Raw genomic sequence first — 15,608 nt, forward strand, 5'->3', positions numbered from 1 at the left:
AGGTGAGGGAGGGTCGCTAGAGGTCGGTGCGGGAGTCGTTGGGGTACGTGACGCCGAGCTGGCGGCGGGCCTCGTCGAAGAGTTCCATGATGGCCACGGAGTCGTCCAGCGGCATGGTGGCGGATTCGGTCAGCCCGGCCTGGATGCAGCGGGTCACCTCGCGCAGCTGGTACGTGTAGCCGCGGCCCGGGTGCTCGAATGACTCCGTGCGCACCCCGTCCCAGCCCACCGAGACACGCAGCCCCTTGGGGTTGTTGGGGGAGCCCACCGTCTCCACGAACCCCTCCGTTCCAGCCACCGTGGCCACCCGCGGCCCCTGCGACACCAGGTAGCTCATCAGCTGCGCCTGCGCCCCGGAGGCATAGCTGAGCGACAGCGAATTCTGAGCATCCACGCCGAGGGCCGTCAGCTCGCCGGTGGCAGCCACGGCGGCCGGCTTGCCCAGCGTGGCCCAGGCCCACAGCAGCGGATAAACCGTGATGTCCAGGAGGGCTCCGCCGCCGTCGGCCGGGGCCCAAATGCGGGCGGTGTCGTCGAGCGGGGCCGGGAAGCCGAGGTCCGCACGCACCCACTTCACCTCGCCAATCTCGCCCGAGGCAACGATCTCCAGCGCGCGCTGGAAGCCCGGGACAAAGCGCGCCCAGACAGCCTCCATGAGGAACAGCTTCCGTTCACGGGCCAGCGCCGCCAGGGAACGTGCCTCCGCAGCAGTGATGGTCAGCGCCTTTTCGCACAAAACGTGCTTGCCGTTTTCCAGGGCCGCCTTGGCAATGTCGTAATGCTGGGCGTGCGGGGTGGCGATGTAGACGACATCCACCGCCGGGTCCTGCACCAGCTGGAGGTAACCCGGGGCACCCAGGCCGTCCGGACCGCCGTCGTAATAGTGGGAGGTGAAGCCGAACTCCTCGGCAAACGCCGCGGCGCTGGCCCCGCTGCGCGAACTCACGGCCGACAGCACGGCATCCTCCAGCAGGGCCAGGTCCGCCGTGACGGTCCTGGCGATGTTGCCGGTGGCCACCACGCCCCAGCGCAGCGGGGCGCCGGTGGCGGAGAGCGTCTCGGGGTTGAACGTGGTGTACCAGTCGGGACGGCCGACATAACGGGGAATGGTCATGGCGCCATTCTGCCAGCTATTGGGGGGATGGCGAAGGCCCCGTCCGGTGTCGTGATGCACGACGCCGGACGGGGCCTTGGGCTGTTGTGTTGCCTTGGGTGGGGCTACTTGGTCAGCGGGCCAAGCACCTTGTCATTGGCGTATTCCTCGGCAGCGTTGGCCTTGGTCACGATCTTGGGAACCAGCAGGAACGCCGGAACAACCTTGGTGCCGTTGTTGTAGGAGGTGGGGTCGTTGATCTCCGGCTTGGTGCCCTTCTGCAGGCCCTTCACCATTTCGATGGCGTGGTTGACCAGCGCGGTGGTGTCCTTGTTGATCGTGGAGTACTGCTCCCCGGCCATGATGGACTTGACGGATTCAACCTCGGAGTCCTGGCCGGTGACGGTCGGGACGGGCTTGCCGGCGGCCTTCACGGAGGTGATGATGGCCCGTGCCAGGGTGTCGTTGGGGGACAGCACGCCGTCCAGGGCGGCCGAACCGTAGTTGCCCACCAGCAGGGAGTCCATGCGCTTCTGGGCGTTCTCGGCCTTCCAGCCCTGGGTCACTGCCTGCTCGAAGGTCTTCTGGCCGGAAACAACCTTGAGGGTGCCGTCCTGGATCTTGGGCTGGAGGATCTTCATGGCGCCGTCAAAGAAGACCTTGGCGTTGGCGTCGTCGGGGGAGCCGGCAAAGAGCTCGATATTGTACGGGCCGTTCGGCTTCTTGGCCTTCATGCCGTCCAGCAGGGCCTGGCCCTGGAGCTCGCCGACCTTGAAGTTGTCGTAGGCCACGTAGTAGTCCACGTTCGGGGTGTTCAGCAGCAGGCGATCGTAGGCGATGACCGTTGCGCCGGCATCCTTGGCCTGCTTGAGCTGCGTGCCCAGCTGGCCGCCGTCGATGGCGCCGACAATGATGACCTTGGCGCCCTTGGCCACCATGGCGCTGATCTGGTTCTGCTGCTCGGCAACGCCGCCGTTGGCGAACTGGACGTCGCCCTTGAAGCCGGCCTGGGTGAGGCCGTCGTTGAAGAGTTTCTCTGCAAGGACCCAGTTTTCACTGGTCTTCTGGGGAAGAGCGACGCCGATCAGCGCGTCCGCGGCGAAACCGCCTGCCGCGCCGGAGGACGCTGCGGGCGCAGCCGCGCGTCCGCAGCCCGTCAGTGCCAGGGCGGAGGCCGCCAGGACAACCGCCATGGTTTTGGCAGCCTTGTTGAGCTTGAACATGGTGTTCACTTTCTGTTGGGTTACGTGAAGTGTTGCTCGGTGGTGCTTCGGGGAAGAATTAGGATTCGGTCCTGACGGCGTCCCTGAGGGGTTCGGCCACGGCCAGGTCCGGGTTGTCCCGGCCGCCCAGTTTCTTCATCATCAGGCCGATGAAGGACGCCTTGCCCTGGGACTTGTTGTAGACGTCAAAGACGACGGCGGCCAGCAGGACCAGGCCCTTGATGATCTGGGTCATATCCGAACCGACGCCCATCAGCTGAAGGCCGTTGTTCAGCACGGCCATGACCAGGCCACCAATCATGGAGCCCACCACCGTGCCGACGCCGCCGGTGACTGCGGCGCCACCGATGAAGACGGCGGCAATGGCATCCAGTTCCCAGCCGACGCCGTCGGACGGGCCGGAGGCGTTGGAGCGGGCCACGAAGATCATGCCGGCCAGCCCGGCCAGCACGGCCATGTTGAGGATGACCAGGAAGTCGGTGCGCTTGCTCTTGACGCCGGAGAGTGCGGCTGCGTGCCTGTTGCCGCCCACTGCGTAGATGTGGCGGCCGATGGTGGTGCGGGCGGCGATGAAGCCGTAGGCCAGGACCAGGACGCCCAGGATGATGCCGGGGACCGGGAAGGACGTGCCGGGGCGGCCCGTGGCGAACAGGTAGGTGGCGTAGAGGACCACGGCGCACAGGATTACGAGCTTGGTGATGGTGACCCAGAGGGGCTTGACGTCGGCGCCCAGCGCCACGGCCTTGCGGTGGTTGCGCAGCCCGCTCCAGATGAGGGCGGCGACGATGATGAAGCCGACCAAAAGGGTCAGGTTGTTGTAGCCGGTGTCCGGGCCGACTTCATTCAGGTAGCCGGCGCCGATGAACTGGAAGTCGGTGGGCACGGGCACGGTCAGGGACTTGCCGAAGTATTGGTTGGCGCCGCGGAAGAGGAGCATGCCGGCCAGGGTGACGATGAAGGCCGGGATGCCCACATAGGCCACGAAGAAGCCCTGCCAGGCACCAATCAGGGCACCCAGCACCAGGCCCACCACAATCCCCATGTACCAGGGCAGGTGCCAGTCACGCATGGTCAGGGCCACCACAATGCCCACGAAGGCGGCAACGGAGCCCACGGAGAGGTCAATGTGGCCGGCGATGATGACCAGCACCATACCGATGGCCAGGATCAGGATGTAGGAGTAGCCATTGACCAGGTTGATGACGTTGTCCGGGGTGAGAATCACTCCGCCTGTCATGAACTGGAAGAAGACGATCAGGGCGACGAGCGCGAAGATCATCCCGAATTGGCGGGTGTTGCCGCCGAATAGCTGTTTGATGGCGTTCATGGGGGTCCTGTTTCTTCCCTTGGTCTAGGCAGATTTCTTGGCAGCGGTCATGCGTTTCATCAACGATTCCTGGCTGGCCTGGCTTTTGTTCAGGACGCCGGTGATGGCGCCTTCAAAGATGGTGTAGATCCTGTCCGAAATGCCCAGCAGTTCGGGCAGTTCGGAGGAGATGACGATGACGCCCTTGCCCTGGTTGGCGAGGGCCTGGATGATGCCGTAAATCTCATACTTGGCGCCGACGTCGATCCCGCGGGTGGGTTCGTCCAGGATGAGGAGGTCCGGGTCGGTGAACATCCACTTGGCCAGGACCACCTTTTGCTGGTTCCCGCCGGAAAGCTTCGACACGCCCTCATCCACGCTGGGCGTCTTGGTGCGCAGCTGCTTGCGGTATTGCTCGGCCACCTCGTATTCCTTGTCAAGGTTCACCACCGAGCGCTTGGAGATGGCATCGAGGTTGGCGGCGACAGTGGTGGTCTTGATGTCGTCGAGCAGGTTCAGCCCCAGGGTCTTGCGGTCTTCGGTGACATAGCCCAGGCCGTGCTTGATGGCCTCGGGGACGTTGCGAAGGGTGATTTCCTTGCCGTCCTTGATGATCTGCCCCGAAATGTAGTGGCCGTAGGAGCGGCCGAAGAGGGAGCGCGCCAGCTCGGTGCGCCCGGCACCCATGAGGCCGGCAAAGCCGACAATCTCCCCGCGGCGGACATTGAAGCTGGAGTTCTTGCACACCAGCCGGTCCGCAATTTGTGGGTGCCTGACGGTCCAGTTCTTGACTTCGAAGAAGACCTCGCCGATTTTGGGCGTGTGCTCGGGGAAGCGCGATTCGAGCGTCCGGCCCACCATGCCCTTGATGATCCGGTCCTCGTCCACGCCGTCTGCCTTGACGTCCAGGGTCTCGATCGACTTGCCGTCGCGGATGATGGTGATGGAGTCGGAGACTTGCTCGATCTCGTTGAGCTTGTGGGAGATCATGATGCAGCTGATGCCCTTGCCCTTCAGGCCGCGGATCAGGTCCAGCAGGTGCTGGGAATCGGACTCGTTCAGGGCTGCCGTGGGCTCGTCGAGAATGAGCAGCTTGACCGACTTGTTGAGGGCCTTGGCGATTTCCACCAGCTGCTGCTTGCCGACGCCGATTTCCTTGACGGGGGTGTCGGGGTCCTCGCTCAACCCGACCCGGGCCATCAGTTCGATGGTCCGCAGCCGGGCTTCGTCCCAGTTGATGATGCCGAACTTGGTGGGTTCGTTGCCGAGGAAGATGTTCTCGGTGATGGAGAGTTCGGGGATCAGCGCGAGTTCCTGGTGGATGATCACGATGCCGGCGTGCTCGCTGGCCCGGATGTCCTTGAATTGGCAGACCTCGTTCTGGAACACGATCTCGCCGTCGTAGCTGCCGTAAGGGTAGACGCCGGAGAGGACCTTCATGAGCGTGGACTTGCCGGCCCCGTTTTCGCCGCAGATTGAGTGGATCTCGCTGGCGCGGACGGTGATGGAGACGTCGGAGAGGGCCTTGACGCCGGGAAATTCCTTGGTAATGGATTGCATCTGAAGAATGATGGGGTTTGCGGACGGCATGAGCGTGTCGCTTTCCAAGACGGACGTCTTTGTCATTGCCCCACAGCCACAACAGGTGAGTGGGTGTGATGCGGTACATCAAAATTTGGTACTTAGGAGATTCAACTCGGTTGCGGCGTTGACGTCAAGCCTTTAACGCAACAGGATGGTAACGGTTTTACAAAGTTTGCTGCGAGGGCTCGTGCTGAAACACCAGCGACACGGCGCCCAGGGCTTCCGAGCGCGGTCCCAGCGACGAGGTGGCCAGGGTGGTGTTCTCCCCGACCACGGGCACGGCGTGGCGCAGCAGGCCGCGGCGCACGGGTGTGAGCAGGAGTTCGCCCAGGGTGGCCAATGGCCCGCCGATGACGATGACATCCGGGCTCATCAGGTTGGAGATCGTGGCGAGTGCGCGGCCCACAGCAGTGCCGGCGTCCTCCAGCACGCGCAAGGTGGTGGGGTCCCCGGACTTGGCCTGCCGGACAATGTCCTCCGCGTCGATGGGTTGCGACCTGTCGCGGCTGAGCAGTTGGATCATGGTGGCCGTGGAGGCTATGGTTTCCAGGCAGCCGCGGTTCCCGCACCGGCAGATCAGTCCGGCCTCGGTGATGGTCAGGTGCCCGATTTCGCCGGTCACCCCGATGCTGCCGGAATACAGCGCCCCGTTCACGATCAGGCCGGCACCGATGCCCGTGCCGATCTTGACGAAGACCAGGTTGGGGACGGCGGCAAAGGCGCCCCAGGAGATTTGGGCCAGGGCGCCGAGGTTGGCGTCATTCTCAATGAATACGGGCAGGTTCAGGGCGGACTTGAGCCGTTCATGGAGGTTGATGCCCACCCATTCGGGCAGGATGGCGCCCTGGATGACTTTCCCCGTCCGCCGGTCGATGGGCCCCGGGATTCCGGCTCCCGCGCCGATCAGGTTCGAGCGGGAAATGCCATTTTCCGCAAGCAGCACCTCAAGGAGCTTGGCGGCGGCGGCAATGCCCACCGTGGCATCGTGTCCCAGGGGAAGCGGGATCTCACGTTCTGCCACCACCTGATGGGAGCGGTTGGCCAGGACCACGCGGAGGTGGCTGCGGCCAAAGTCGATTCCCGCTGCAATGGAGCTGTCCCCGACGTAGCGCACGGAGTGTGCGCGCCGCCCGGAACTGGTGGTGGGTGTCAGGCTGACCAGGCCGGCAGTGTGCATACTCTTGACGATGTTGGACACGGTGGCGGTCGACAGCCCGGTCATTCTGGACAGCTCTGCCTGGGTGGCGGGCCCGCCGCGCAGCAGCTGGTCCGTCACCCGGAGCTGGTTGCGCATCCGCAGGGCGGATTGCGATCCGGGATTGGCGGATCGGCCGGCTTTGGGGCGCGCGGTGGTTTCGTCGTCGAACATAAACAAAAGCGTGCCCTACTCCGCCCTTGAGGTCAAGAAGTTAACGCGAGTTTTGTGATTTGCGTTAAGCGGGTTTAGTCAAGCGCCTGCCGCCGTCAGCTGTGGATGGCCTTGTGCTTGCGGGCCAGCTCCACGTAGTGCGCTGCGTTTTCCCGCACATGCTCCTGTTCCTCCGCGGTCAGCTCCCGCCGGACCTTGCCGGGCACCCCGGCCACCAGGGAACCGGCGGGAATCACTGCGCCCTCCAGGACCACGGCCCCGCCGGCCACCAGGGAACCGGCGCCGATGACGGCCCCGTTCATGACGGTGGCGCCCATGCCGATCAGGCAGTTGTCCTCCACGGTGCAGCCGTGCACCACTGCATTGTGGCCCACGCTGACGCCGTCGCCAATGGCGGTGGGGAAGCCTGGGTCGGCATGGAGCACCACGTTGTCCTGCAGGTTGGAACCGGCCCCCACCGTGATGGAATTCGTGTCGCCGCGCACCACCACGCCGTAGAACGCACTGGAATCCTCACCGAGGGAGGCCTGGCCGATGAGGGTGGCCGTCGGCGCCACGAAGGCCGATTCGTGGACGGAGGGCGAGTGGCCGTCGAAGTCGATGAGCTGGTTCATGGTGGGGTCCGTTCCTTTGGGTGCCGTCAATTCACGTGCCGGCATTTCACTGTCACAGCCGATGCTACCCAGATCCACGCCGGCGCAACGGGCAAATCGTCCCAAATGTGCTGCGCCGCAGTATTTTTCGCCCGGGCGGCCGGACCCCGCCGGCATTACTGTTGAGGGAAACCCTACGAGGAGGAGCCCCCACATGCTGCTGGCACTCATGCAGGCCCAGGCCCGCCCGCTGGACGTGGCGGCGAACCTGGCCGCCATTGACCACGCCGCCCGGGACGCCGCGGCCGCCGGCGCGCAGCTGCTGCTGACGCCGGAGCTGTTCCCCCTCGGCTACGCGCCGCTGCGCATCCACGCAGACTTTGACATGGCTCGCCTGCCGGACATCCGGGCTGCGCTGGCGGAAACAGCGCGCCGCCACGGGATCGGCCTGGTGTACAGCCTGCCGGGGGACTGCGGCGGCACCCGTCCCGGCATTTCAGCCACCCTGCTGGATGCTGCCGGGACCGAACTCCTCACGTACGGCAAGGTGCACCTCTTTGGCGGGGACGAGCGCAAGGCCTTTTCCCCCGCAAGCCGGCCGCCCGGCGTCGTGCAGTTCATGGGGCTCAACCTTGCCATGGTCATTTGCTACGACGTGGAATTCCCCGAAACCGTGCGGGCTGCCGCGGTGCGGGGCGCCGACGCGGTGCTGGTGCCCACGGCCCTGGCACACGGCTTTGACGAGGTCCCCAACATCATCCTGCGGGCGCGGGCCCTGGAAAACCACGTGGCCGTGGCCTATGCCAACCACTGCGGCATCGAGGACGGCACCACTTTTGGCGGCGGCAGCATCATTGCCGGGCCCGACGGCGGCGTCCTGGCCTCCGCGGGGATCGGCGCCGAGCTGCTGTACGCCGAGCTGGACGCGGACGCGATCCGCGGTTCGCGCGCAGGCGTGCCCTACCTGGCCGAGCGCCGCCCGGAGCTCTACCGCGAGTGGGAGAACGGGTAGCGCCGCCGCTGATTGAGCTTGTCGAAATCCCGGGCCGCCGCCGGGTCTCGACGCGCTCGCAGGGCTCGCTGCTCGACCACCGGGTCTCGCTGCTCGACCACCGGCCTACAGGTACTGCAGCGCAATCCAGAGGTCGGCGCGGGACTGGGGGTCGTTGGGGTCCCGCTCCAGCAGCTCGAAGGCGGCGCCTATGTGCCGGCGGACGCTGTTGCGGTGCAGCGACAGTGCCTTGGCCGTGGCGTCCCAGCTGCCATTGTGCGTGAGCCAGCCGCGCAGCACCTCCAGCAGCACGTCCCGCCGTTCGGGCTCCAGTTCCAGCAGCGGCGCCAGGACCTGCCCGGCCAGCATGGTGCCGGCCTCCCGGCCCAGCAGGCCCGTGACGGACCACGTCACCGAATCCACGCGCAGCGTCTCCGAGGTGGCCCGGGCCCGGGCCCGCAGCGAGCCGACCCGCTGATACGCGGCCGGGAGGTCGTTGGGTTCCACGGGGTCCCCCACCACCAGCCGCCAGCCCAGCCGTTCCACCTCGGCCACGGCTGCCTCGTCCACCTTCAGCCGGGTCACGGCCGCGAAGCCGTAGTCGGTGATTTCCACCAGCTTGGTGTCGAAGATCCGCCGCCACTGCAGCAGTTCCCGCACGGGGCTGTCGGTGCTGCGCCACTGCGGTGCATCCACATTCACGCCCTGCACCACCCGCATGGGCGCCGACCGGGAGGAGGAAAGGCTCTGCGCCAGCAGGTCCTTCGCCGCCGTTATCTGCCGTGAGGTTCCGGCGGCCAGTGTTTCCGGGTGCAGCAGCAGCGCGGTGGCCAGCTGGCTCGGTGCCAGGGAGCCGCTGGTGCGCTGGCGCGAGAGCAGTTCCAGGAGCCCGACGGCGGCGGAAACTATGTTGTTGTGCGCCGGGGACAGCCGCTCCGCGGAGCCAATCACCAGGGCGCCGAGGTTGACGTCGCGGTTACTGCGCAGCGGGTGCCCCACCACAAACTCGGACCCCTCCGCCGGGTAGCGGTCCAGCTCAATGCGCGGGCCCGAGCCCTGGAACAGCCGTTCCAGCAGCGGCCCCAGCAGCACGACGTCGGCCGGCCGGGTTCCGGCGCGCGCCCGCACCTTGCCGTCGGCCCCCACCAGTACGGCCCAGCAGGGCACCCGCTGAACCAGCGTTGCCAGCACCTCCTGGTCGGGGCGCGGGGAGAGCACGGAGCGCATCAGCAGCCGGTTGGTCTCGGCCAGGCTGCGGAACACCTTCGCCGAATCCGATTCCAGCAGCTGCGCAAATTGCAGCCCGATCGCGGCGAACGGGACGGACGGCGGCACCTCCACCAGTGTGATCCCGTGGCGGCGGCAGGACGCCGCCAATGCGGGCGGCACCGCATCATGGTACGGGGTCAGGCCAAAGCCCAGGGCGCAGACGCGGGCCACGGCCAGCCGCGCCACGTAGGCCTCGACCGCGTCCGCCGTGCCGCCGTCGTCCATCAGGGGAAGGCCGGCGGTGAGCACAAACTCGCCGTCCATGAGGTACGGGGTGGGGTCCGCCAGTTCGCTGGGCTCCACCCAGCGCAGCCGGGCGTCCAGGTCCGCGGCGTGCAGGATCTTCAGCTCATGCGGCAGCTCCGCCAGGAACTGGGACAGCGTCACGGAGCGGAAGCGGGACTCCACTTCCTCCGTGGAAAGCGGCAGCGAGCGCACCCGCCCGGAGGTGCCGCCGTCGGTGCTAGCGGCCATGGGTGTACACCCGCTGCAGCCGGGGCGCGATCCGGTTGATGACCTCGTCGCCGTGGCTGTTGATGGCGGCGCCCCAGTCGTCGGCGCTCGCGGCCCCGGCGGCCGGGTCGCCGAACAGCAGGGCGGTCTCGCCCACGCGCACGGAAGTCTCGTGGCCCAGGTCCACCATGAACTGGTCCATGCAGACCTTGCCGATCACCGGCACCCTTTGGCCGCCCACCATCACCACGCTGCTGCCGGATATCCCCTTCGGTATGCCGTCCGCGTAACCCAGCGGGATCAGGCCGAGGTAGCGGGACTCGTGCGTGATGGCGCGGTGTTCGTAGCTCACGCCGGTGCCCGCCGGCACATGCTTGACCAGCACCACGGGGGCCGTGACGGAGAGCGCGGGGCGCAGCCCGTAGTCGGCCGGGTCCATGTGCTCTGCGGGGGAGAGGCCGTACATGGCCAGCCCAGCGCGCACCATGTCAAAGTGGAACTCGGGCCGGGCCAGGATGTTCGCCGAACTGGCCACGTGTCGCAGGGTGGGCGCCAGCCCGGCGTCGAACGCCTCCCGGACCGCCTCCTCAAACTCGGCGACGGCGGCCGTGTTGGCCGGGTGGGCGGGGACGTCGGCCCAGGCCAGGTGCGTCCACACGCCGCGGACCGTGACGGAGCCGCTGAGCTCCGCCGCCCGTGCGGCCGCCACCAGGGCCGGCCAATCCTCGCGCCGGGCGCCGCCGCGGCTCAGTCCGCTGTCCAGCTCCAGGTGGATGAACGCGGTACGGCCCAGCCCGCTTGCTATGCCGGCCACCACCTCAAGCTGGGCCGGGCTGCCCAGGGAAATGTCGACGTCGTTCCCCACCGCCTCGGCCATGGCGCCGCCGGAGGTGGTGGCCAAGTAGAGCCACGCTAGGATGGGGGCCGTGATGCCGGCGCGGCGCAGGGCCAGCGCCTCGGAGAGCTGTGCCGTGCCGAGCCAGTCCGCGCCGGCGGCGAGGGCGGTCCGGGCCGTCTCCAGCAGGCCGTGCCCATAGGCGTTACCCTTGACGACGGCCATCAAGTGCGCGGAACGCGTGCGTTCCCGCAGGATTCCCACATTGTGCCCGATGGCATCCAGGTCCACGCTGACCGTGCCGGTGGTGAGCTCCGCCACAACGGAGGCTGGTAGTGCATTCTGTCTCATGGAGATAGCGTACAGGATGTTTTGCACTACGTTGAGATGTGGGTCACAGCTTTATTGTTGAGAAACGGGAACAGCGCCTCCAGCAGGCTTTCGAGAGAATTGGATCAAGAGGATGACACTGCGTGATCAACTCAGCCAGCGGTCAAAGGCGACCGCACCACGCCCGCAGGGACGCGGGCCGCAAGGCAACAACCGCGGCGGCGGCCCCGCCGTCGGGCTTGGCACCCAGCTCATGCGGCGCAAGCCGCTGGGCCAGATGCTCCACGAAGCCGGCAACGGCACCGACGGCCGGAAGCTGGTGCGCAGCTTTGGCGTGCTGCAGCTGACCATGATCAGCGTGGGCGCCACCCTGGGCACCGGCATCCTGGTGATCCTGGGCGACTCCGTGCCGCTGGCCGGGCCCGCCGTCTTCATCTCCTTTCTCATCGCCGGCGTCGCGGCCCTGCTTTCGGCTGTGTCCTACGCGGAAATGGCCGGCATGGTCCCGGTCTCCGGCTCCAGCTACTCCTACACCTACGCCACCCTCGGCGAGGGCATGGCCTGGATTTGCGGCTGGTGCCTGGTGCTCGAATACGCGGTGTCCGTGGCAGCCGTGGCCGTGGGCGCGGGGCAGTACATCAACGAGGCCGTGGCCGGCTTCGGGTGGGCGCTGCCGGACTTCATCTCCCAGCCGCCGGGTTCGGGCGGATTCCTGAACCTGCCCGCCATGGCCATTGTGCTGCTGGCCATGTTCCTGCTGGTGCGCGGCGCCAAGGAAAGCGCCGTCATCAACACGGTGATCGTGTTCGTGAAAATCATCATCCTGCTCTTCTTCTGCGCCATCGCCTTCACCGCTTTCCAGGCCGGCAACTTCAGCCCGCTCATGCCGATGGGCGCCGCCGGCGTCTCCGCGGCAGCCTCACGCGTGTTCTTCTCCTACATCGGCTTCGACGCCGCCTCCACGGCCGGGGAGGAAGCCAAGAACCCGCAGCGCGACCTGCCCCGGGCCATCATGCTCTCCATGTTGATCGTGACCTCGCTGTACGTGCTGGTGGCTGTGGCCGCCGTGGGCGCCCGCCAGTGGACCTGGTTTGAGGGCACGCAGGCCGCCCTGGTGCAGATCCTGCTTGAAATCACGCACCAGCCGTGGATGGGCCTGGTGTTCTCCGTGGGCGCCGTGCTCGCCATCGCCTCCATCGTGCTGACCGTGCTCTACGGCCAGACCCGCATCCTGATGTCCATGTCCCGCGACGGCCTGGTCCCGGAAATCTTCGGCCGCATCTCAGCCAAGCGCGGCACCCCCGTGGCCGGCACCCTGATCGTGGGCATCGCCGTCGCCCTGACCGCGGGCCTGATCCCGCTGGGCGCGCTCGCCGACGCAACCAGCATCGGCACGCTCTTTGCTTTCGCGCTGGTCAACGTGGCCGTGATCTACCTGCGCCGCAATCGCCCTGACCTCAAGCGCAGCTACAAAGTGGCCTTCTACCCGGTCACCCCCATCCTGGGCTCGCTCATGTGCATCTACCTGATGGTCAACCTGGGCGGCGTCACCTGGATTGTCTTCGTTGCCTGGATGCTGGTGGGCCTGCTGGCGTACTTTGGCTACGGCCGCAAGCACTCCCGCGTGGCCGCCCTGACGGTTGCAGAGTACGACGAACTCTCCGCGCAGTCCCTGGAAACCACTGACATGTTCGACGCCGGGTCCCCGGCTGCCGCTTCCGCCGCACCCGAGGCAAAGGTACCGTAAGGCATGACCGAAGCCATCACCATGCTGAACCCCGATTTCCCGTTCAGCTACGACCACTACCTTGCGCACCCGGCCGGCCTGGGCAGCGTGCCCGCCGCAGCCTACGGGACGGAGGTTGCCGTGATCGGCGGCGGGCTCTCCGGGCTTGTCGCCGCGTACGAGCTCATGAAAATGGGGCTCAAGCCAGTCATCTTCGAGGCGGACCAGATCGGCGGGCGGCTGCGCACGGCCAGCTTCCCGGGCGCCCCAGACGTCACGGCCGACCTGGGCGGCATGCGCTTCCCCGTGTCCGGCCGCGCCTTCTACCATTATGTGGACCTGCTGGGCCTGTCCACCGAGGCGTTCCCCAACCCGCTCGCCGAGGCCACCTCCAGCACCGTCATCGAGCTGGCCGGGAAGCGGCACTACGCCACCACCGAGGCGGAACTGCCCGAATTCTTCCGCGAGGTGGCGCGGGCCTGGAAGGACGCCGTGAACGACGGCGCCGCGTTCACGCAGATGCAGGACGCCATCCGGGCCCGGGACACCAGGCGTATCAAGGAACTGTGGAACGCACTGGTCCCGGAGCTGGACGAGGAAACGTTCTACGGCTTCATCGCCGGCTCCGCCTCCTTCCGGAAGGCAGGGTTCGGGCACCGGGAGGCCTTTGGCCAGGTGGGCTTTGGCACGGGCGGCTGGGACACCGACTTCCCGAACTCCATCCTGGAGATCCTGCGTGTGGTCTACACCGATGCGGACGACGGCCACCGCAGCATTTCAGGCGGGGCGCAGAGGCTCCCCGAGGCACTCTGGCGGGACGCGCCGTCGGGCCTGGAATTTTGGCCCGAAGGCACCTCGCTGAGCTCGCTGCATGCAGGCTCCCCGCGCGGCGCCGTGGCGAAGATCGCCCGCGCCGGCGACGGTTCCCTCGAGATCACCGAACGGTGGGGGCGGGTGCAGCGCTTCGCCGCCGTGGTCAGCACCTGCCAGTCGTGGCTGCTGTCCACACGCATCAACACGGAGGAATCGCTGTTCGCGGCGCCCATGTGGACGGCCATTGAGCGGTCGCACTACATGCAGTCGTCCAAGACGTTTGTCATGGTGGACCGGCCGTTTTGGAAGGACATTGACCCCGCCACGGGCCGCGAAACCATGTCCATGACGCTGACGGACCGGCTCAACCGCGCCACGTACCTGCTGGACAACGGCCCCGACAAGCCCGCCGTCATCCTGCTGTCCTACACCTGGAACGACGACGCGCTGAAGTGGCTGGCGCTCTCCGCCGAGGAACGCGTGGAGCTGATGTTGCATTCGCTGGCGCAGATCTACCCGGGCGTGGACATCGCGTCCCACATTGTGGGCGCGCCGATCACCGTTTCGTGGGAGGCAGACCCCAACTTCATGGGTGCCTTCAAGGCCAACCTGCCCGGGCACTACCGCTACCAGCAGCGCCTGTTCACGCACTTTGCGCAGGACGGGCTGCCGGATTCGCAGCGCGGCATCTTCCTGGCCGGCGACGATGTTTCCTGGACCGCGGGCTGGGCCGACGGCGCCGTCACCACGGCGCTGAACGCCGTCTGGGGCGTGGTGCGCCACCTGGGCGGCACGTCTGCCGAGGGGAATCCCGGGCCGGGCGAGCTTCTTCCGGAGATTGGCCCGATGTCCCTCGACTGACCCGGTGGTCCCGTTCGAGAATCGACAACCCCCCCCAACTGTGAGTCAGAAACTGCACGAAAACCCCTCGTTTTGGGCGAATACCGTGCAGTTTCTGACTCACAGTTGAGGGTGGAGAGCGGCGGAGGCGAGCGCGTCCCAGGCGAAGCTGGCCAGCCAGTGGCTGGACATGAACTCTTCCGTCATTACGGAAGCCAGGCCCGGCTCGAGCAGCAGCGGCACGGCGGCGTCCACCACTGCGGCGAGCTGTCCGGCGTCGGGGCCGCCGTTTGCCCCGGCATGCCGGAGGGCCTGGCCGATGCGAATGAGCTGCCCGGCCCGGGTCAGGTTGAGCCCGTTCAGGTGGGCCAGGTAGCCGTCGGATTCGTCGGTGACCGAATACCTTGCCAGGATCCGCGAGTCCGGGCCAAGGTCCGGGAGGAAGGCGGCGAACCACTCGGCAAACGCCTCGGGATCGAGCACCCGGGCCATGAGGTCGGCTTCGCTCAGCCCCGCGGAGAGGAAGTCCTGCCCGCTCATTTCCCACCCGCCGGGCCAGCCGGCGTCGTGCTTGAACCAGCGCAGCGCAGTCTGCTCGCACACACCAGCCGCCTTGTCGCGCCCCAGGGCGCGGAAGGCGTCGAGCAGGAGGCCCAGGCCGAAGGCGGCGTTGGTGTGCAGGCCGTGGCGGACCGGGAATTCCGCCTTCTCCGCCCAACCCGCCACGAGCCCGGCCACGATGTCCACCAGCGGATCGAGGGCGGCGCCCCACGCCTTGACCTGCGGATCGGTGGAAGCGGCCGCCGCCGCGGCGAGCCGCACCAGCCAGGCCCAGCCGTAGGGGCGCTCCCAACTGGGGTTGTTCAGCAGGTACGCGCCCTCAACGGCCAGGTTTTCCGGCGTCAGGTTCGCAGCAAGGGCCGTGCGCAGCTGGGCGTCCAGGCCGGCGTCGAGCCCGTGGCCCAGCAGCGTCACGCCCAGCCAGCTCATGTGGACGCAGGAGTGCCAGTCGAAGGACGTGTAAAACGCGGGGTGCAGTTCCTGCGGGCTGGGCCTGTCCGCCAGTGACGTCTCCACATGGTGGGAAGCGTAGGGGTAAGGCCGGGCCAGGTTGTCCAGGACGATCCCGGCGTAGTGGTTGGCCAGCGAATCCATGCGGGCGGCGGCGTCGGGGGCGGTGGTC

At 67.1% G+C, this 15,608-nt stretch carries 12 protein-coding genes; 3 read left to right on the forward strand and 9 right to left on the reverse strand.

What is annotated here, in order from left to right:
* Positions 1–16: 16 nt before the first annotated feature.
* The 6 genes from LPN03_RS18880 to LPN03_RS18905 form a co-directional block, all read right to left on the reverse strand.
* Positions 17–1,114, reverse strand: a complete 1,098-nt coding sequence (locus LPN03_RS18880; RefSeq protein ID WP_262455483.1) for a Gfo/Idh/MocA family protein — start codon at positions 1,112–1,114, stop codon at positions 17–19.
* A 104-nt stretch (positions 1,115–1,218) separates the two neighbouring features.
* On the reverse strand, positions 1,219–2,316 hold the full coding sequence (locus tag LPN03_RS18885; RefSeq protein WP_262455488.1) for a sugar-binding protein: 1,098 nt from the start codon (positions 2,314–2,316) through the stop codon (positions 1,219–1,221).
* A gap of 58 nt (positions 2,317–2,374) precedes the next feature.
* A complete protein-coding gene (gene mmsB, locus LPN03_RS18890; RefSeq protein ID WP_165181347.1) occupies positions 2,375–3,643 on the reverse strand; it encodes a multiple monosaccharide ABC transporter permease in 1,269 nt (422 codons plus the stop codon).
* Positions 3,644–3,667: 24 nt separating this feature from the next.
* A complete protein-coding gene (gene mmsA / locus LPN03_RS18895; RefSeq protein WP_316255857.1) occupies positions 3,668–5,248 on the reverse strand; it encodes a multiple monosaccharide ABC transporter ATP-binding protein in 1,581 nt (526 codons plus the stop codon).
* A 121-nt stretch (positions 5,249–5,369) separates the two neighbouring features.
* Positions 5,370–6,575 (reverse strand): ROK family transcriptional regulator, encoded by a 1,206-nt coding sequence (locus LPN03_RS18900; protein WP_165181348.1) that lies wholly within the window; start codon positions 6,573–6,575, stop codon positions 5,370–5,372.
* 95 nt (positions 6,576–6,670) lie between these two features.
* A complete protein-coding gene (locus tag LPN03_RS18905; RefSeq protein ID WP_262455484.1) occupies positions 6,671–7,189 on the reverse strand; it encodes a gamma carbonic anhydrase family protein in 519 nt (172 codons plus the stop codon).
* Positions 7,190–7,382: 193 nt separating this feature from the next.
* Here LPN03_RS18905 and LPN03_RS18910 point away from each other — a divergent pair, with 193 nt between their 5' ends.
* Positions 7,383–8,180: a carbon-nitrogen hydrolase family protein gene (locus tag LPN03_RS18910; RefSeq protein WP_262455485.1), complete on the forward strand. Its 798-nt coding sequence runs from the start codon at positions 7,383–7,385 to the stop codon at positions 8,178–8,180.
* Positions 8,181–8,285: 105 nt separating this feature from the next.
* Here the strand turns inward: LPN03_RS18910 and LPN03_RS18915 are convergent, their stop codons facing one another.
* Together LPN03_RS18915 and alr are read right to left on the reverse strand one after the other, a co-directional pair.
* Positions 8,286–9,902, reverse strand: a complete 1,617-nt coding sequence (locus tag LPN03_RS18915; protein ID WP_262455486.1) for a PucR family transcriptional regulator — start codon at positions 9,900–9,902, stop codon at positions 8,286–8,288.
* The gene (gene alr, locus LPN03_RS18920; protein WP_262455487.1) at positions 9,892–11,067 is read right to left on the reverse strand and encodes an alanine racemase; all 1,176 of its coding nucleotides are present in this window, start codon (positions 11,065–11,067) and stop codon (positions 9,892–9,894) included. The genes LPN03_RS18915 and alr overlap by 11 nt, the downstream gene beginning before the upstream one ends.
* Positions 11,068–11,323: 256 nt before the next feature.
* Here alr and LPN03_RS18925 point away from each other — a divergent pair, with 256 nt between their 5' ends.
* Complete coding sequence (locus LPN03_RS18925; protein ID WP_165181418.1) at positions 11,324–12,793, forward strand: amino acid permease; 1,470 nt, start codon at positions 11,324–11,326, stop codon at positions 12,791–12,793.
* A 3-nt stretch (positions 12,794–12,796) separates the two neighbouring features.
* Positions 12,797–14,446 carry a flavin monoamine oxidase family protein gene (locus tag LPN03_RS18930; protein ID WP_410468621.1) on the forward strand — a complete coding sequence of 550 codons (1,650 nt, stop codon included), beginning with the start codon at positions 12,797–12,799 and terminating at the stop codon, positions 14,444–14,446.
* A 99-nt stretch (positions 14,447–14,545) separates the two neighbouring features.
* Here LPN03_RS18930 and LPN03_RS18935 read toward each other — a convergent pair.
* On the reverse strand, positions 14,546–15,608 hold a 1,063-nt coding region (locus LPN03_RS18935; RefSeq protein WP_316255858.1), incomplete at its 5' end, for a DUF2891 family protein.

The sequence above is a fragment of the Arthrobacter sp. A2-55 genome, assembly GCF_025548615.1.
Lineage (GTDB): Bacteria > Actinomycetota > Actinomycetes > Actinomycetales > Micrococcaceae > Specibacter > Specibacter silviterrae.